The sequence below is a fragment of the Streptomyces sp. NEAU-174 genome (assembly GCF_052665095.1).
The window spans coordinates 443,068-460,399 of the sequence record NZ_JBQTCE010000005.1 but is presented as its reverse complement, the minus strand read 5'-3'; the positions used below and the strand labels follow the sequence as shown (position 1 = coordinate 460,399).

15 protein-coding genes and 1 pseudogene are annotated in these 17,332 nt (G+C 66.5%); 5 read left to right on the top strand and 11 right to left on the bottom strand.

Features of this window, described 5'->3' with window-relative positions:
- Nucleotides 1-12: 12 nt before the first annotated feature.
- Nucleotides 13-537 (bottom strand): dCTP deaminase, encoded by a 525-nt coding sequence (locus ACT2CW_RS17735; RefSeq protein ID WP_445517252.1) that lies wholly within the window; start codon nt 535-537, stop codon nt 13-15.
- Nucleotides 534-1,091 (bottom strand): hypothetical protein, encoded by a 558-nt coding sequence (locus tag ACT2CW_RS17730; protein ID WP_445517251.1) that lies wholly within the window; start codon nt 1,089-1,091, stop codon nt 534-536. Before ACT2CW_RS17730 ends, ACT2CW_RS17735 begins: the two co-directional genes overlap by 4 nt.
- A gap of 285 nt (nt 1,092-1,376) precedes the next feature.
- Between ACT2CW_RS17730 and ACT2CW_RS17725 the strand changes: the two genes are divergently transcribed.
- From ACT2CW_RS17725 to ACT2CW_RS17715, 3 genes are all read left to right on the top strand, one after another.
- Nucleotides 1,377-2,594 carry a helix-turn-helix domain-containing protein gene (locus ACT2CW_RS17725; RefSeq protein WP_445517250.1) on the top strand — a complete coding sequence of 406 codons (1,218 nt, stop codon included), beginning with the start codon at nt 1,377-1,379 and terminating at the stop codon, nt 2,592-2,594.
- A gap of 420 nt (nt 2,595-3,014) precedes the next feature.
- Nucleotides 3,015-3,236: a hypothetical protein gene (locus ACT2CW_RS17720; RefSeq protein ID WP_445517249.1), complete on the top strand. Its 222-nt coding sequence runs from the start codon at nt 3,015-3,017 to the stop codon at nt 3,234-3,236.
- A gap of 14 nt (nt 3,237-3,250) precedes the next feature.
- Entirely contained in the window at nt 3,251-5,884 is a 2,634-nt protein-coding gene (locus ACT2CW_RS17715) for an NACHT domain-containing protein (RefSeq protein ID WP_445517248.1), read from the top strand.
- 1,128 nt (nt 5,885-7,012) lie between these two features.
- On the opposite strand, the gene ACT2CW_RS17710 is transcribed toward ACT2CW_RS17715, so the two are convergent.
- The 5 genes from ACT2CW_RS17710 to ACT2CW_RS17690 all read right to left on the bottom strand — a co-directional run bounded on the left by ACT2CW_RS17710 (nt 7,013) and on the right by ACT2CW_RS17690 (nt 11,028).
- Nucleotides 7,013-7,324: a hypothetical protein gene (locus ACT2CW_RS17710; protein ID WP_445517247.1), complete on the bottom strand. Its 312-nt coding sequence runs from the start codon at nt 7,322-7,324 to the stop codon at nt 7,013-7,015.
- A gap of 123 nt (nt 7,325-7,447) precedes the next feature.
- Nucleotides 7,448-8,329, bottom strand: a complete 882-nt coding sequence (locus ACT2CW_RS17705) for a hypothetical protein (RefSeq protein WP_445517246.1) — start codon at nt 8,327-8,329, stop codon at nt 7,448-7,450.
- Nucleotides 8,326-9,042, bottom strand: coding sequence for a ParA family protein (locus ACT2CW_RS17700; protein WP_445517245.1), 717 nt, complete (start codon nt 9,040-9,042; stop codon nt 8,326-8,328). The genes ACT2CW_RS17705 and ACT2CW_RS17700 overlap by 4 nt, the downstream gene beginning before the upstream one ends.
- Nucleotides 9,043-9,232: 190 nt before the next feature.
- Nucleotides 9,233-9,805, bottom strand: a complete 573-nt coding sequence (locus ACT2CW_RS17695) for a helix-turn-helix domain-containing protein (protein ID WP_445517244.1) — start codon at nt 9,803-9,805, stop codon at nt 9,233-9,235.
- Nucleotides 9,802-11,028: a hypothetical protein gene (locus ACT2CW_RS17690; protein ID WP_445517243.1), complete on the bottom strand. Its 1,227-nt coding sequence runs from the start codon at nt 11,026-11,028 to the stop codon at nt 9,802-9,804. The genes ACT2CW_RS17695 and ACT2CW_RS17690 overlap by 4 nt, the downstream gene beginning before the upstream one ends.
- Here ACT2CW_RS17690 and ACT2CW_RS17685 point away from each other — a divergent pair.
- Entirely contained in the window at nt 11,008-11,292 is a 285-nt protein-coding gene (locus ACT2CW_RS17685; protein WP_445517242.1) for a hypothetical protein, read from the top strand. The genes ACT2CW_RS17690 and ACT2CW_RS17685 overlap by 21 nt on opposite strands.
- Nucleotides 11,293-12,257: 965 nt before the next feature.
- On the opposite strand, the gene ACT2CW_RS17680 is transcribed toward ACT2CW_RS17685, so the two are convergent.
- The 3 genes from ACT2CW_RS17680 to ACT2CW_RS17670 form a co-directional block, all read right to left on the bottom strand.
- On the bottom strand, nt 12,258-13,550 hold the full coding sequence (locus ACT2CW_RS17680) for a serine hydrolase domain-containing protein (RefSeq protein ID WP_445517241.1): 1,293 nt from the start codon (nt 13,548-13,550) through the stop codon (nt 12,258-12,260).
- 210 nt (nt 13,551-13,760) lie between these two features.
- Nucleotides 13,761-14,432 (bottom strand): response regulator, encoded by a 672-nt coding sequence (locus tag ACT2CW_RS17675; protein WP_445517381.1) that lies wholly within the window; start codon nt 14,430-14,432, stop codon nt 13,761-13,763.
- Nucleotides 14,419-15,600 (bottom strand): sensor histidine kinase, encoded by a 1,182-nt coding sequence (locus ACT2CW_RS17670; RefSeq protein WP_445517380.1) that lies wholly within the window; start codon nt 15,598-15,600, stop codon nt 14,419-14,421. Before ACT2CW_RS17670 ends, ACT2CW_RS17675 begins: the two co-directional genes overlap by 14 nt.
- 498 nt (nt 15,601-16,098) lie before the next feature.
- On the opposite strand from ACT2CW_RS17670, the pseudogene ACT2CW_RS17665 reads away from it, so the two are divergent.
- Nucleotides 16,099-16,323, top strand: a pseudogene (locus ACT2CW_RS17665) (type III effector protein); the annotation flags it as partial.
- A 215-nt stretch (nt 16,324-16,538) separates the two neighbouring features.
- Here the strand turns inward: ACT2CW_RS17665 and ACT2CW_RS17660 are convergent.
- The gene (locus ACT2CW_RS17660) at nt 16,539-17,243 is read right to left on the bottom strand and encodes a GntR family transcriptional regulator (protein WP_445517240.1); all 705 of its coding nucleotides are present in this window, start codon (nt 17,241-17,243) and stop codon (nt 16,539-16,541) included.
- Nucleotides 17,244-17,332 lie beyond the last annotated feature (89 nt).

Sequence of the window (17,332 nt, the reverse complement as noted above, 5' to 3'; positions counted from 1 at the left end):
TGGGAGCGGATGTCAGCCGGTGGCGGCCAGCAGGCCGGCCGGGGGAACGGTGGCCTCGGAGAGACGACCAAAGCGCCCGGTGTAGGCAAGGGTGTCGCCGACGGTGGTCCAGAACGTCACCTGACCAGCGCACATCCCCCTATAGACGCGGGTGGGCTGGACCACCTTGATCTCCAGCGTCCAGCGGTGGCACGACCCAACCTGTCCCAGGTCAGCGCTGAACTGGAGGAACATCCCCAGCCGCCCCAGCGAGGACCGTCCGATCAGCGACGGCACGAACACAGTGCTGCCGATCACCTCGGCACTCGTCCCGAGATACACCCGGCCGGGCCGGAGCACGATGCCGTCCTCACCGATCACGACCTCGTCCAGCTCGTGCTCGGCGTGTGTGTCCATCACCGGGGCACGGTGGGTCTTCAGGACCGGGCCAAGGCGGTAGTTGTAGGACACCGGGTTGAGCTGGTCGGGGTCGAACGGTTCGATGGTCACCGTGCCCAGCTGCCGCTGGCGCACGATCTCAACGCCGGTCAGGATCACCGCAGCACCTCCCCGGCCAGGCGGGCCGCGTGCCCCCGCAGGTCGTCGAGGCTGCCGGTGTTGTCCACCTGCCGCCACGGCACCGCGTCAACCGGCGCCTCAGTCGGGTGGTCCTCATCGCCCGCGGACAGATCGGCCCGCTCCTGCTTGCGTAACCGCCGGACCGGGTCGGGAGCAGTGACCTCCACCAGGACGAACCCCAGCGCGGTGACCGCCTCGACGTCCGGGGCCCGCAGGTCGTCGCACACCAGCACGGCGCCGGGACGGCTCTGCTCGGCCTGCCGTACACGCTGGGCGAACGCCTCGGTCAGCGCGTGCGGGTTGATGCGCCGCAGCTGGCTGCCCAGAGCGTTCAGCAGCTGACCGTCCTGTTCGCCACCGCTCAGCAGCGGGCGCCCGGCCATCGCGTGCACGACGGCCTGGAGTTCGTAAAGCGGCGCGCCCAGCTTCAGCCGACGCACCTCCGCCCCGCCCGCCGCCAGTTCCTGCGCGAGCAGCACGGCGAACGTGCTCTTGCCGGCGCCGGGCCTGCCGTACAGCGCGACCCTGGGCATGACAGTCCTCCTTCTCAACGGCAGCGGATGCCAGGCAGAGCCGGGGAAGTTCGCGCGCACCGGCGTCTTGGCCGGCCTGCGGCGCATCCCTACGCTCGAGGCCCGTGACGACCATGGTGGCCGCCCCCACCACCCCTGGACAGGTCCTGGCTGTCCGCACTTGTCCGCAACTCGCCCAAGGCCGGATCGTGCCACCAGCCCAGGGTGTGTGCTGGTCACAGCAGCACGACCACTGTCCGCACGCGGTGCGGACAGCCGGATGGCCACAACGGTGTGGAGGCAGCGATGGCACAAGCCGATGAGGTGACCTTCGCCGAGGAACTGCGGCGGCTGCGGGGAGAACTGTCACTGCGCGAACTCGCGCGCCGGGCCGCGTGCAGCAAGAGCATCATCAGCGATCTCGAACACCAGCGTAGATCACCCACGCCTCGGGTCGCGCTCGCCCTGGACAGGGCACTCGGGGCAGACGGCACACTGGTCTCCTTAGCCGTAGTCCAACGACAGCGCTTAAGCGGGGAGATGGCCCAAGCGGCTCCGGACGGCGCCGCGGACGACCTCCTGCGGGAATGGGGCGACGTGTGGCGCAGAGACTTCCTCAAGGGCGCGGGCGCCGCCGGCGCCGCCCTGGCCACCGGCCTGGGCACAGACAACACCGCTGCGAACAGCCGTGATCTGATGGACGCCCACACCGCCCTGCGGGCGGCCCACGGCCGCCTGGACAACCTCCGCGGAGCGTCCGCCGCCTACGCCCAGGCCGTCGACCATCACCGGCAGATCCTCGCCTGGCACGCCACCGCAACCACCGCCGCCGAGCAGCAGCAGATCGCCGCCCTCGCCGCCGACACCGGCGGCTTCGTCGGCTTCCTCACCTACGACCTGGGCATGGCCGAGAACGCCGCCGCGCACTACCGCGACGCCGCCACCCACGCCCGGCAGGCAGGCGACCTCTCCTGCTGCATCAACCTCATCGGCCAGATGAGCCGCATCCTGACCGACCAGGGCCACTACCGCCGTGCGCTGACCCTCGCCGACGGCGGCCTCCGCCTCGGCGGCACCAAAGCCCACCCCGCCGTACGGTCCTGGCTACACGCCGTCCGCGCCCACCACCACGCCTGCCTCAGCGACGCCCGCAGCGCCCAGAGCGACCTCCGTGCCGCCTGGAACCTCCTTGAGCGCGCCGACGACGGCGAGAAACCCCCCTACATCGGCTACCTGGACGCCGCAGAGCTGAACAAATGGACCGGTCACGCCATGGTCCGCCTCGGCCACACCACCCCGGCCCTCCTCAGCACAGGCCAGAAAGCCCTCGACGAAGCCCGCGCCGCCTGGCCAGCCACCAGCGTCCGCGGCTCGGCGGAAGTACTGACCGCGACCGCCCGCATCTACGCCGCCCTCGGCGACCGCGACACCGCGGCCGACTTCGCCACACGCGCCGTGACCATCGCCACCCAGACCGGCTCGGCGAGGAACCTGCGCGCCGCCCTGAGCGCCGCAACCAAATGAAGGCCGACTCGATCCACGCGGCAAACAGCCCACCCTCGGCGGATATAGACGAACCTCCGTCGAACCGCTGCCGCTGCTCACACGCGACACCTCGGGCGGGTTCACCACCCGTCTGAACAACGCCGCCCCCTATACGGGCCCATGACCGCCGTCAGCTCCGCGCTGGCCCGGTTCCACCTCTGCCGATCACGTGACTTCAGGTGAGCGCCGTCACAGCAGAGCAAGCAACGGGGAGGAACAGGGACAGGCGGCGTTCCTGACCAACGAACAACGCCGCAACTACGGCACACTCTCCGTCGGTGCCGAGCGGACGTTTCCAGCATGGCCCCGGCCTGGGTGGCTTCACCCGGGCGGCCTGGAATGCTGCGGAGGCAACTGGGACCATGACAGGTCCTATGCCGACCGACCTGGAGGGGATCCGTGGGGAACGCTGTACGGCCAGAGGATCTGCGAAAGGCGATCATGGACGAACTCGTCGTTGGGTCGACGGAATCCACATTGCCCGGCAAGTGCCGCGGCCTCGGCGTACCACACCCGGAGTCGCCGGACAACACCGGTTCCCTCAGCAAGGGCAGGGTGCAAGCGTGTATGGAGCCGGTGGACGACGGTGCACTGGTCGACCTCGCGATCTACACCCTCTAAGCCTAGGAACAACTATGGATTCATCGATTATCGGGGCCCGCCTTGCATCTGCCGCGGTTGCGCCGCTGGTTAAGAAGCTATTTGTTGCTGAAAGCCCGGGGGCTGGCATCGTCGACAAGCCAGTTCGTGTATCGAGAATCATCTCCTTTAAAGGTGAGAAGAAGACTCTCAGAGAGAAGGATGTTCGAAGTATCGCAGAGGAGCTTGTTGCACGTGCTGTCAATTCGTCCGACGCCTTCGATAGACTGCCTGATTATGAACAGCATGCCACAGTCAACGCCCTCGCAAATTCATTACGGGCTCTCGGTAATCTCGACATGGACGACGTTCAGGCTGTCAACCTAGGCTATCGTGCTTTGGCTCGACGGCTCAAAAAGAATAATGAGTCGGCCACCGTCGGGCTGTCGCGGGATGCAGTGACCTTGTACGAGACGGTTCTCGATGCTGCGTGCCTGCATATTCTCCACTTCTTTACTCAACGCTCGACGTTCGTGGCCCGGACTCTTGTCGAGCAAAGTCGGCAGCTCGAAGAGCTATCTGCGAAGATAGACTCATTGATCGCTCGGACCCCTTCCCCGGAATACGCTATATTTGAACAGCGTTATGCAGATTACGTCACCGTAAGGCATGGGGAACTTACAATCTTCGGCATCAACTTGACGGATACGCCGGGGAAATGGCCACTGAGCGCCGCTTATCTGAGTTTGGAAGCCACGATCGAGTCTGCTGACGCAGCGCCTTCATTTGTTCCAGCGGAGCAGGTGTTAGCCGGACGAAAGCGAGTACTTCTGCGGGGAGTGGCTGGGTCCGGCAAAACTACACTAGTCCAGTGGCTTGCAGTATCTTCTGCGGGAAAGTCCCTAGACGATAGCTTGCTTTACCTGTACGGTTTGGTTCCGCTTATTCTCCCTATGCGGACGCTCACACGCAAAGGTATGTCACTTCCGAGACCAGAAGATTTCCTGGCCAGTGTCGGCTGTCCGATAGCTTCAGCTCAGCCCGCAGGTTGGATAGATCGCGTTTTGTTAGAGGGGCGAGGTCTGCTTCTCATCGACGGAATCGATGAAATTCCTGAGAACGAGCGAGAGGGCAGCCGTATTTGGATCAGGGATCTAATCGCTGCCTACCCCAAAAACCGGTGGTTGGTAACGTCTCGGCCATCAGCAGTACGCGATAACTGGCTTACTTCTCTGGATTTCAGTGAGTTTGAACTGGCCCCGATGAGGCGCGAGGACATCACATCGTTTATCCGGCGCTGGCACCTCGCTGCTGGTGCTGGTGAATCTTACGAACGAGCATTGCTACGCGCGATAGTAACCAAGCAGGATTTGGGTCGATTGGCAACAAATCCCTTGATGTGCGCGCTCATATGCGCCCTAAACCGAGATCGCCACGGCTACCTACCGGAAGGCCGAAAAGAACTGTACGAGGCAGCCCTATCTATGCTGCTGGCACGCCGCGACCGCGAGCGTGGCATGCACGAGCCCGGCTTGCTTCACATCGCGGGATCCCATCAAGTGCAGCTGTTGCAAAAATTAGCGTATTGGATGATTCGTAATGGCAGATCTGAAATGGATCGTGCAGATGTAATCGAATTACTCACGCGCGCGCTCCCCGCCATGCCGAATGTTGCGGACAAGGGGACTCCAGAAGAAATCTATCGACATCTGCTTGTTCGAAGTGGTCTTCTGCGGGAACCTAGCATCGGTGCCGTGGATTTCGTCCACCGAACATTTCAAGATTATCTAGGGGCTAAGGCTGCCGTCGAAGCACTTGACTTCGAACTTCTGGTAAGTCATGCACACCTCGACCAGTGGGAAGACGTGATACGCATGGCTGTGGCTCACGCGCGCCCTGATGAGCGTACCAGAATCCTCACTAATCTCCTGAGCAGAAGTGACGCGTCGCCAGATTACAGTCATCGTTTGCGCCTATTGGCCGCAGCATGTCTAGAGCACGCAACAGAGCTAGACCCGGTAGTTCGATCCGCAGTACAGCACAGTGCTGCTGACCTGATCCCACCTAGCTCATTCGAACAAGCCCATGTATTGGCCGATGCCGGTCCGGTGGTGCTGGAGTTACTATCGGAAATGCAAGGGTTGTCCGGTGACGAGGCCTACTTCACTGTAATGTGCGCCGTGCGCATCGGCACTGATGCGGCAATACCAGTGTTGGCGCAATATCGAGACCTGCCGGATAAGAGGATTCAAGAACTTCTTGTTCGGGCTTGGAACGAGTTCGATCCAAATCGTTTCGCGGACGAAATTCTCGACCATCTTGCTGATTCCGATGTCTATGTTCCAGTGCATAACACGCATGAGCTGAAAGCGCTGGAACGTCTGGGGGGCCGGTCGCATGTAAGATTGGCCGGAGTAGTTCCACTGGAGGAACTTGCTGTTTCTGGCATCGCGTCTCGGGTGACGCATATGTGGATAGCAGCGAATATCGGCCTTTCGTGCGACTGTTTGACTTCGTTTTCCAACCTGCAAGTCTTGACCATCGGGTTGATGCACTCGGAGTTGGATGTCAGCGCATTGCGCACACTGCGATCGCTTTCGACCATCAAGTACGTTGCGGGTGTCAACTTGGCAGGCGTCGATACGCTCCCAGATAATGTAAAGTTTGAAGCCCTGGAGTCGCGAGAATGATGCAAGAGTGTCCCACTCGGCGATGACGACGCGGGCACTGTGCATGGTGGCCCGGCTGACGCCAGCCTCCAGGCATAGCTTCTCTTCGACTTTCTTGCCGTCGGTGACTCGCGGTCGCCTCTCGATGGGCCGGGTTCTGGCCTCTCGCAGTGCGCTGATAGCGGCTGGGGATGCTTCGCTCGTCGCGGTTGTCCTCTCTTGCGTACGGCGAGATTGGTGGGTTGAGGAAGAGACCTCGCATCACGCTCAGACTTGACAGGGAACCGCTGCGATGGGGCTGTGGTCGGGTGGCGGGCTGAGCTTGGTGCGGTGCGTTGCCGTGGAGATCGGCCCCCGGCCCCTCCCGGCGAAGAGAGATTTTGGGGGGCCGCCGGACGGAGTGCAGGGGAGGACGGTCGGTTTTTTCTCCGTGACGAAGGAGCGGAGAAAAAGTGGCCGGCCGAGCTTGCGCGCAGTCCGCCGCGGTCTCCCACAATCGACAGCCGGGAGGGACACCACCCGCAGCATTTCACCAGAGGGTGAGAGGGAGGCCTGCATCCTCGGCGGCTTGGATGCGTTGCTCGATCAGCGTTGAGGGTTCTCCCGCTTTGAGCCCGGCACGAATCGCTTGAGCGATAGCACGTGTTCGCCCAGCAGCTCCGCGCGTGTCAGCAAGAGGGCCGTTAGGGTTACGACGTCGGAGCGACCATTCCGCGCGGTTCTCCGCAGCGGTCCCGAGCCGAAGGTGGGCCGGGTTGGTGCAGCCGTGGAAGTCGCAGGTGTGGCACACGACAGGGTCCTCGGCCGCGGTCCAGCCAGGTCGGTCGATCACTCCGTGGGCGAGCTGATAGGCGAACAGATGTGCCGGAACGGTTCCACGCCGCGACGGTCCGGGAAGACTCGCGGCACGAAAGGAACCGTGGCCAGTCGAGCTGACTGCGTTCAGCCAGGGCCAGCATAGGGCCGTCGACCTGACGTAGCGCTTGGCTTCAAACCGTGCGACAACATCCTCATCGTTTAACCAGGCGTGCCAAAGCTCCGCAGGGAGCCGAATTGCCACCGGCTTCCCGAGAAGTGACAGCTGCTCGCCACTCCCGGGTGCGCGCTGAGGCGTGATGCCCTCCAGTCGGAGTTGATAGTCTCCACCGTTCACGACGGGTCCGTTTTGGGGGACTTGAGGTCAGGCGGATATCCCTTGGCCCGCAAGAAGATGTCGAGAGCGAGTGCGACGATGTCGCCATGTGCGATGTCCGAGTCGGCGTTGTAGCGCCGGACGCGTCGTTGGAGCTGGAGTAGATCGGGGACGGCGTAGTTGAGTTGCCCACGGCTGGTATGGCGGCCGCTGATGATCTCCAAAGTGTCTGGATGGGGGGTGAACGGGTCGTCGGTCGGGTCGGATCGCGATTCGAGAGCGTCAGCCATGTCACGCAGCTGCCGGGCGTGGTGTGAGAGATCAGCCATGGGTTGCTCCGGTCGGGTCCGCTAGTCGACTAGCTAGCCGCCTAGCGGGCTATTGGAATAGTCGAGGGACGGGGGCCGCGAACGCGCCGTGCGTTCGCGGCCACCCAGGTACCGTGCGCCGTGTCAGAACCCGCGAGTGGTGAGCCACTCGTCCAGTGCGACCGAGACGATGTCTCCGACGGGCAGGTGGTCGAGTTCGTTGTCCAGCGCGAAGCGCTTGATCCGCTTCTTCAGCTTCAGCGCAGCGGGAACCGAGGAATCGAGGCTCTCGCGCGCGATGATGCGCTGGTTGAGGACGACTGCGGCCTCGGGGATGTCCGCAGGCCGACCGGAGCCTTGGGTCCACGGCGTTCCCTCGTTCGGCGCCGTCTCCGATGGCACATCCTGTTCCGGACGAGACCCCGGAACTTCGGTCTTGACCGGGAACGCAATACCGCCCGGAGCGGGAGGAACTGTCGAGCGAACCGCCACCTCGGCGGCTTGGCCTGTACCCGCAGCGGTGGCAGTGTTCTGGGACGGCTCGCTCTGCGAAACGCGCTCGGCCGACTGAGTGGGCTGAACCGCAGACGCCGCAGGCGCCGGAGCTGGGACCGCACGTTGGGCCTGCATCTGCTCCTTCATTGGTTCCTGGGCGGATTCCAGCCGCTCGGCGGGGGCAGCGACGCCCGGGCCAGCCAGCTGACTGGCGGCTGGTGCCTGCGCCGGGCTGCTCTGCACGACCTCATCGGACGGCTGGGCGGACGCCTGCGGCGCCTCGGGTACTGCCCCGCGATCTTTTGCTGACTCCTCGACGGGCGTCGCGGAAGGAGCAGGCTGAAACGTCTGTGGTTCGGTGACGGCGGGGTGGCCCTTGCTCTGAGCGCTTGCCCGTTCAGCAGCGAACTGCTCAGGGGTGAGCTCAGCAGTCGGCGGAGGGGGAGGCGACGCTGTCTTCTTGGCGGCGCCGCCGAGGACTCGACCGCTGGTCTTGGGACGGCGGGCTGGGGGCTTCATCTTCTCGGTCATACGGCGTTCAGCTCCTTCATGAGAGCGGCGTACTCGCTCAGTTCGGTCGGGATCTCGCCGAAGGCCTCCATGTAGTGCACCCAGGAGTGAATGACGGTCTCCGTGAGCGGGAATGGCTCGTCGTGGTCGGGACCAATGCCCTCACCCTTGACGGGCTCCAGCAGCTTCTCCTTCGCCGTGCGGGGAAGGCTGGTCCGGTCGTCGGCCTTGACCAAGACCACGTGGGCGGTGACGTCGCGCTCGTTGCGGGCGGCGGCGCGCTCGGCCTCGTCGAAAGTGGCCACGAGCTTGCGGCGCTCGATTTTGGTGGGGGCGAGCGGCACGATCAGCCGGTTCGCTTCGGTCACTGCCTCGTGCAAGATGCGGGCGCTGCCGCCGCCGGCATCGACCACGATTGCGCCGAACTGGGAACGCTTCTCACGGATGTATTCGGCGATGTCGTCGAACGGGAACCGCTCGACGACCAAGTTTTCCGGAATCTCGAAACCCTCGGCCTGGGCGACCTTGAACCAGTCGTATGCGGATTGGCTGATCGCGTCGGCGTCCAAGAGCAGCGTCGGCAGCCCGAGGACCACGGCGTAGTACAGGGCGATGAACCAGGCGGAAGTGGTTTTGCCGGTGCCGCCCTTGAGCATGCAGACGACGATCACAAAGGCATCCCATAGGTGGGATTTGGCCGCTGCCAGGGCCTTATGGCGGGTGTTCTCGTTCACGTGTGCTCGATCTCCTGAAACTGGTTGGTGTGTTGTCTTGCGCCGGTTGTCGACGACGTCGACACCTGAGGGGGCGGCTTCATGCGAGCGAACGGGGGTGCCCGTGCCACGCAACAGCAGCCGGGATGGCGCAAAGGCGGGTCTCTGGTCCGAGTGGTGCCGTGGGCAGCACCAGTGCGGCTTGAGACGTTCATGACCGCTTACTCACCCGGGCAGCGGGGCCATGACGGTGTTGGGGCCGCATGCGAGTGCCGACCTGGCGCAGGAGTCGGTAGACCGTGGCGATGGAGTAGCTGCACTCCTTGGCGAGATCCGGGACCGTCGCACCTGCCTCGTACTTCGCCCGCAAGGACACCGCGAGCTTCTTCCGCTTTGAGGTTGCCGATGCGGAACGCATCCGCAGCGTCTCCTGCGTGGTGCGCGGGGTGCCACCGGCCTCGATCAACAGGCGCCGGGCAGCAGGCCTCGTCCCTGCCCCCGCAGCGGCCAGCTCGGTTAGGGTCGCGCCGTGCTGCTCGTACAGCGTGCGCAGATGGGCTGCGAGACGTTGGCGGGCTGGCCCGTTCTCACGCAGCCTCCGGGTCTGCCACGACGTGCGCATTACGGTCCCGGCCTTGTGCAGGCGATTGATGACCGTGCCGTATGACAACTCGCTGTCGGCTACGAGTTCGTCCACCGTCGCCCCGGCTTCGTACCGGGCGCGTAAGGCCCTTGGAGTGATCGGCACGTCGTCCTCATGCGGCGCAGATGGTTGCGTGTTCATGCAACGGACTCCCATTCCCTGAGTGCTTCGATGTGTGCGGCGGCTAGCTCGTCGTACGAGCGCTGGTCGTAGGGGGTGATGAGGATCAATCGCCCGTCACTTGCGACCCGCCATGCCGGATCGACCTGCCCTGTCACCGGGTTGAGGACGACGCCGCCGGGCCCACGCCACTGCGTTGGAACCTCGTCGGGACGCAGAGCTGGAACCATCACCTGACGGCCCTCGTGGATCACGACCAGGGCCTTGCTGCGGTGCTCCGACAGCTGCTCCAGAGCCTCCCGATACGCCGCTCGCTCGGCAGCGTGGAGCGCCCTACGGTTCGCAGCGATGCCCGCGGTTCCGTACTGGTCGGCGATCAGATCCCAGCCATGCGCAGGTACAGCCTCCCGGTCGGTAACAGCTTCCGGATGGCTGTTACCGAAGCCCTCCAGGGCCCGTGGGGCCAGCGACCAGACTTCCCCGATGTGGTGCACCAGACCGTGGTTTGCAAGACGGTGGAGGGAGCGGTAGGCGGTGGCGCGAGAGACGGAGGAGGTGATGACGAGTTCGCTGACGGTTTGGTTAGGGCGGGAGTACAAAGCTCCGATGATCACCAGAGCGGAGCTGCCCAGACCGTGGTGGGCGAAGGCATCGTGGGCCATTAGGCGGCTGATGACCGTGGAATCGACGTCGGCCGAGGTGCCCGTCTCGGGAGTGGACCACTCCTCAAGTGCCGGGCCGGGGGGGAACTGAGTGGTCCGATGGCGAGAATATTGGGGGTGTGTGGAGACCCCAGGGCCGTTGTCGAGGTACCAGGTGGAGCCCTCCCTGCCATGGCCGACCCGCGTCCGGTGCAGCCATCCACCCGGCTTCAGAACGGACTCGTACGCGTTGCGCAACGTCTGCCGGGAGATCCCAGCTACCTCTGCCGCCTGGCGCTCACTGGCCGTGTGCAGACGGCCACCAGCGATCTCTGCGAAGTTGAGGTGCGCACGTAGCACCCGCAAGGCGGTGCGACCTCGTTCCCCACGCCACGGCGTGACCTCGATGCGGTCGCGAAGAGCCGCGAGGTCCTCGTGGGCGTGCTGGCGGGATTCAACCCGTGCCGTGTTTCTGACCGTTGCGCACGCGCTGTCCCAGACTCGCCGGACATATGCGAGGGCACGCGCCTGTCCAGAGCGCAGCGCGATGTTCTGTGCGTGCCTGCCACCCTCGTGATCAGGATGCATGAGCAGGTGCGTCAACTGGTCGACGCTGCCCCCGATGCGAGCAACGTGGCAGGCGATAGCCGCTGTGATTCGATGGCCGTGCTCGGCCAGGCCCTGCCGGTCTTCGCGCGGGACGACCTGTCCATCCCGACCGAGCTTGGTGTAACTGCCGACCGCGTAACGGCCAGTGAGGTCCCCGAGAAGGACGAGATCAGCAGCCCCACGCGGGAGATTGGCGAGTCCCAGCGGCGAAGTTTGGGTGTCTGTGACTGTCTCTGGCTGGCTGCCTGCTGGACGTGAAGCCTTCTGCGAGTAGTGCGGAGGGGGCGCGTCGTATGGCATTCTGGGGTCGTCTCGCAAAGACATGGACGCCACCTAGGCCCGCTAAAACCACGGGTGGTGCCCGGAACCGACCTCCAATCGGTGCCAGCGAAGCCTCCAGGATGGCCGTCCTGGAGGCTTTCGTATGCCTGGCTCCGAATGGAGGCAGGCGTCCCCATCGCAGCTCGACCACGGTCGATCGGAAGGCCACTGACTGCCTTAGATCGACCCGGGGCGAATCGGGGGCGAATCAGAGCGATTTCCTCTGACTGCCTCCGATCGCCTCTGCAACCCGTCCTAGCAGGTCACACACGATCCGACTCACAAAGACGCAGGTCAGACGGGTGCGTCAGATATACCCGGCGTACAGGCCGACTCGTCCGCCATTAGGGCTCTGACCAGGGAGTATGCCTTGCTCGGTGCCTTCGGTCGTACCGTTGCACTTCCCTCCTCTACCTGGGAGTTCCCGGGAGTTCCCGCGCGAGTGTGCACTCGTTGTGCACTGGGCCCGCTTGCCCGTGCCCCGTCCAGCTCGCTGGGGCTTTGGCATGCTCGGAGATCACCGCCCGCCCCGCGAGTCTCCTGCGGCTCCGGACGGCATGCGCGGTACCCGCATGTTTCGGCCACGCCGTGAGCTCCCCTGCGTATCGGCGGCCGATTTCGGCGGAGACGCTACGGAAGCGACTGCATGTTGGCGCGGCCAGGTCCCGGACGTTGGTGTCCATGGTGCGCTCGGCAAGGGCCGGGAACGTGACGATGTAGACGCGCAGGTCACGGAGTCTGCTCCCCGCACCCGCGGGGATGGTCCCGTACCCAGATGGGCGTCTGCGGACGGCCCAGCCTGCTCCCCGTAGCGCGAGATCCGCGGCACGGCAGCCGTCACGCCCCGGTCGTCAGCAAGACGGTCGCGGACGGAAAGCAGGGGCGGCCTGCTTCCGCGGCTGTCATCCGGCCGGGTTGTCCGAGGGCTGCGGCTCGCCGAGCATCTGGCAGCTGGCCGCTTCGACGAGCGCCTTGTTCGCGGTGGCGGCCTTTTCTTCCTTGATGCCGAAGTTCGTGCTCGTCAGGACGGCGACGCTGCGCCGGCCGCTCGCGTCGGTGTAGATCTCGCTGGAGTAGCCGGGCAGGCCGCCGGTGTGGCCCCAGACGGTGCCGCAGGCCGTGTCCACCTTCATCAGGCCGAGCCCGTAGCCGCCGCCTTCTTCGGGCGCGTTCACGGTGGTCCGCATCTGCTTCATCTGGGCCATTGGCAGCAGCTCGCCCGAGTTCAGCGCGGTGAGGAAGGTCTGCCAGTCCCGCGCGGTGGAGACCATGCCGCCTGCCGCCCAGGACCAGCTCGGGTCGATGGCGGAGGTGTCGATGTTGTCCCCGGAACGCTCGGGACCGGCGAACCCGACGCCTTCGGGCAGGTCTACGGTCCCGGAGAGGATGGCCCTCAGGCGCTCCGCGTCCGGCTCGTAACCGGTGACGTGCTGCTTTTCGGTGGTCTCGGCGGTGTCCCAGTCGGCGTTCGTGGCGAGGTACGAGTCCTTCATGCCGAGCGGCCCGGTGATCTTCTCCTTGATCAGCTCGGTCAGGCTGCTCCCGGTCGCCTTCTCGAGAAGCAGCCCGAGCGCTTCGTAATTGGCGTTGCTGTAGGAGTACTTCTCGCCGGGCTTGGCCGGCGGGTCCTGCCCGGGCGTGATGGCGAGCAGCTCCTGCGGCGTCCAGGTGCGCTTCTCCTGGCCGGTGAGTGAGGGCAGGAACTCCGGGGTCAGCAGGAAGTCGCCGAGTCCGCTGGTGTGGTTGAGCAGCATCCGGACGGTGATGTCCTCGCCGCTCTCGACCAGGCCGGGCAGCCACTTCTCCACCGTGTCGTCGAGGCTGATCTTGTTCTCGGCGACCTGTTGCAGGACGAGGGTCGCGGTGACCGTCTTGGTGTTGGAGCCGACCCGGAACCGGTCGTCGGCGGCAAGATGGTGGTCGTCCTCCGTCCAGGCGGCCTGCTTCGCGATCTCGACGGGCGCTCCGTCGCCGGAGTCGACCCGGACGATGACGCCGAGGGAGCCGGTGTCGGCCGCCTGCTGCGCGAGGCGGGCCAGCGGCGCGTCGGCCGCCGGGCTCGCCACGCTCTGCTCGGCCGCCGGCCCGGCCCCGTCCGAGCAGCTCACGAGCGCCGCGCCCATGCAGGTCGCCAACGCCGTGATCAGCGCTCCACGGCGGATCCGGTGACGGCGGGACAGGGTGTGTGCGGACATGGCAGGTTCCCTTCGGCGCATGACAGTTGCTGTGTGCGTCGAGGGGCCGGGCACTCACCTGATGAGCGGCCGTTCGGCGGGTCCCGCGCACAACGACCATTCAGTCAGCGGCGCGCCCCCGGTACATCGCTCGATGGTGGGCTTCCCACCGGCGCGGGGTCACTCCAAGGAGTGACCCCGTCGGGTACGGCGCCCCGCGGGCCCGGGTGATCAGGACAGAGTGTTCCTGGCCAGCACCGCCGCCTGCGCCCTGCTCTGGCAGCCGGTCTTCGTGAGCACACGGCTGACGTGCGTCTTGACCGTGTGCAGGCTGACGACGAGCCGGTCGGCGATCTCGGCGTTGCTCAGCCCGTCCCGGATCAGACGCAGCACGTCGACCTCCCGCTCGGTGAGGCCCCTCAGCCGGGCCAGGTCCTGGTCGCTGGGCCGTCGCCGGCCGCTGAGATGGCCCTCGATGATCCGCTGGGTCACCGCGGGGCTCAGCGCGCTGTGCCCGGCCGCCGCGGCACGGACGGCCCCGGTCAGCTCCTCGTAGGAGCTGTTCTTCAGCAGGAAGCCGGAGGCGCCGGCCGCCAGCGCGTCGTCGACGTACTCGTCCAGGTCGAACGTCGTCAGCATGAGCACCCGGCTGCGCCCCGGCCCGAGCAGTCCCTGGCGGCCCAGCTCGGCCAGGGCCCACAGGCCGTTGCGGCGCGGCATGCGAATGTCCATCAGCAGCACGTCCGGCCGCAGCCGCGCGCACGCCTCGACGGCTTCCTCACCGTCGTCCGCGGTGCCTGCCACGGTGATGTCCGTCTGGCTGTCCAGGATCGCGCTCAGTCCGGCGCGGATGATCGGCTCGTCGTCCACGACGAGCACGCTGATCTGCTCAGACACCGGCAGGCTCCCACGGCATCGTGGCCACGACGCGGAAGCCGCCGTCCTCGGTCGGGCCCGCGATGAGTTCGCCGTCCAGCGCACCCACCCGTTCCTCCATGCTGACCAGGCCGAGCCCGACCCCCGCGCCGGCCGTGCCGTGGCGGGTGGCGCGACTGTTCACGACCTCGCACCGCAACTTTCCCGCAGCGTCGTCGACACTCACCCGGACCAGCGCCCCGGGCGCGTGTCGGCGCGCGTTGACCAGTGCTTCCTGCACGACGCGGTACGCCGCCAGCTGCACCGGTCCCGGCACGGATTCCAGCGCGCCGGCCGTCGTCAGCTCCACCGTCCCTCCCGCGGCACGGTGACTGTCCAGCAGCGCGTCCAGCTCGCCGAGGTCCGGCACGGGCTGGAGCGGGGCCGCGTCCGCGGGGTCGCGCAGCATCCGCAGTAGGTCGCGCAGTTCGCCGCTGCTCTGCCGGCCCGCCGCCGCCAGCCCGTCCACCTGCGTGCGGGCCCAGTCGGGCAGTTCGCCGCCGCGGGCCCGCAGGGTCTCCGCGTGCACGACGAGCAGGGTCAGCGAGTGCGCGACCACGTCGTGCATCTCACCGGCGATCCGTGTCCGCTCGCGTTGCGTGGCCTGCGCCGCCTCCAGGGCCTGCGCCCGGCGCGCGTCGGCCGCCCGCCGCTCGGCCGCGGCCAGTAGTTCCTGCCGGGTCCGCGCGGCGAACCCCATCGCCCACGCCAGCGGCATCGGGGCCAGCGCGGCGAGGACGTCCAGACCGCCCCGGAAGTCACCGGAGTCGGTCGTCATCCGGTTCAGCCAGAGACCGGCCGCGCTCAGCACGGTGACGCCGAGGAGCGCCGACACGGTCCGCCTCCAGCTCGCGCAGTGACTGCCCATGGCGTAGAGCAGCACCGCCAGCGGCAGGAAGACCAGCGGCGACAGCTTGGCCCCCGCGCCCGCGCTCCCCACCAGCGCCACCAGCAGGGTCCCGAAACCCACGACGAAGGCGGTGGCCGGCAGTCGCCGCCGCAGGAGCAGGATCACCACGCCCACCGCCTCGTACACCGTGAGCGACGCCCAGGCCGGTCCGGAGGTGTCCACGTACGGCTGCGACAGCAGCGGCGGCAGAAGCGTCAGCACGACCAACCCGGCGTCGGCTCCCCACCCGGGCCACCTGCCGTCCATCACTCTCATCCCTCCGACACTAGGACCTCGCACGCCGGCCTTCGTCACTCCAAAGAGCCACTCACGCTCCAGCGCGGAGCCACCGGTCCTCCGTGTCACCGGCGCAGGCTGTGTGGCGTGGCTGAGGGTTCGGCTGGTGCCGGTCGGCGATCACGCCCCTCTTGGGGCGAGAGGGCGGACCGGCGAAAGCGCGGACAGCTCCCTGCCGTGATCGCTTCTGCGACTCGACCAGCCTCACGAGGTACCGGAGATGAGCGCCCGTCGGGCAGCGGTCAGCAAATCGACGACCTCGCCGGCGGCCGTCCGGACGGCCTCCTCGTCCACGGGGGCGGACGGTTCGACTGCTGCCGCGACGGTACGTCCGAGCAGGTCCGCGCGATGCTCCGCGGACGTGGCCTCACTTTCGGGGTCTAGGATCCGCGGATTCGTCAGCAACGGCGGACCTTCGGCCTGTTGTGTTGCCGACGTGTGCAGGGTGGCGGCGCGGGTCTGTCGATTGCCGCCGACCTGCGCCGCATCGCCGGCCAGATCACCGCCCTCACCGAACTCCCGGCCGCCGCCCGCGGCTGCGTCAGCCAGCTCGACGCGGCCCGCGCCCAGGACGATCCCGCCGCCCTCGTCCGCCCCCTGAACGCCACTCGCCCCTACCTGACACACCTCCACCCCGACCTCGCCGCCCGACTCGACGCCCTCACCGACACCACCTCCGCCGCCTCCGACTGAGTTGGTTTCTGTGGAATCAGCGCTGTCAAGTGAGATGCCGCTAGCGGCAGGCCATCGCGGCACTGGGTCGACCGTCGCCAGCGGCGGGGTGCCGGGCCGCCGTGGCGGCCAAGGCCGTCCGGCACCGCCGCCGCGTGCCTTCAGCTCCGCGCCGTCCGTGGCCTGGCGGATCTCACGGCCGGAGCACATCACCAGCGAGAATCCACCGAGCACGATCAAGGCGATGCAGGCGACGCCTTCGACAGACCCGCCAGCAGCGAGCGGCGAGCGGAGTCGACGTGTTCCTCAGCCTTTCGTGCCAGGGTCCGTACGTCGCCATCGCGCAAAAGGGCTGCCAGTTCCCGATGTTCGTCGACGACCCGGGCACGGTAATGGTCATAGCCGGACTCGACCCGGCGCAGCTGGAACAGATGGATCTGAGATCGGATGGCGTGCCACGCCGCAGTGAGGCGCCCGTTGCGGGCGGCGGCATAGATCTGGTCGTGAAACGCGATGTCCAATGCCACCAGACGACGGCTGTCGGCGGTGGCACGGCATTCGGTGTCCATCGCGTCGACGAGGCGGTCGAGCTCGGCGAAGTCGGCGGTGCCCGCCGACCGCCGCGCGGTCGTCGCGGCGAGGCGGTCGAGCGCGGCGCGCAGGGCGTAGACCTCCTCGACGTCCTCAGTTCGCACCTCGATGACGGTGGTCGCCCGGTGCCAGCCTGTGCGGATGAGGCCTTCGTGTTCCAGCTCGGCGAGGCCCTGACGGACCGAGCCGCGGCTGATGTCGAGGTGCGTTGCGAGTTCAACCTCCCGCAGCGGCGCTCCAGGCGGGAAATGGCCGGCGAGGATCGCCTCGCGGACCAGGTCGGCTGCCTCGTCGGCGAGCCCTCGGCGGGCGGCTTTCGGCAGAGCGGCTTTCGGCAGAGCGGGCACCATGTTCAGATGTTGACATCTGAGCACCGATCGGGCAAGTCACTAGCTCGCGCAATGTCTAATGTTGACATCTGGACATCCTCCGATGAAGG

What these genes read in the sequence shown, in the direction of transcription:
- ACT2CW_RS17730 (WP_445517251.1), bottom strand. Translation starts at nt 1,091, where the DNA reads ATGCCCAGGGTCGCGCTGTACGGCAGGCCCGGCGCCGGCAAGAGCACG.
- ACT2CW_RS17725 (WP_445517250.1), top strand. Translation starts at nt 1,377, where the DNA reads ATGGCACAAGCCGATGAGGTGACCTTCGCCGAGGAACTGCGGCGGCTG.
- ACT2CW_RS17715 (WP_445517248.1), top strand. Translation starts at nt 3,251, where the DNA reads ATGGATTCATCGATTATCGGGGCCCGCCTTGCATCTGCCGCGGTTGCG.
- ACT2CW_RS17710 (WP_445517247.1), bottom strand. Translation starts at nt 7,324, where the DNA reads ATGGCTGATCTCTCACACCACGCCCGGCAGCTGCGTGACATGGCTGAC.
- ACT2CW_RS17705 (WP_445517246.1), bottom strand. Translation starts at nt 8,329, where the DNA reads ATGACCGAGAAGATGAAGCCCCCAGCCCGCCGTCCCAAGACCAGCGGT.
- ACT2CW_RS17695 (WP_445517244.1), bottom strand. Translation starts at nt 9,805, where the DNA reads ATGAACACGCAACCATCTGCGCCGCATGAGGACGACGTGCCGATCACT.
- ACT2CW_RS17685 (WP_445517242.1), top strand. Translation starts at nt 11,008, where the DNA reads ATGCATGAGCAGGTGCGTCAACTGGTCGACGCTGCCCCCGATGCGAGC.
- ACT2CW_RS17680 (WP_445517241.1), bottom strand. Translation starts at nt 13,550, where the DNA reads ATGTCCGCACACACCCTGTCCCGCCGTCACCGGATCCGCCGTGGAGCG.
- ACT2CW_RS17670 (WP_445517380.1), bottom strand. Translation starts at nt 15,600, where the DNA reads ATGGACGGCAGGTGGCCCGGGTGGGGAGCCGACGCCGGGTTGGTCGTG.
- ACT2CW_RS17660 (WP_445517240.1), bottom strand. Translation starts at nt 17,243, where the DNA reads ATGGTGCCCGCTCTGCCGAAAGCCGCTCTGCCGAAAGCCGCCCGCCGA.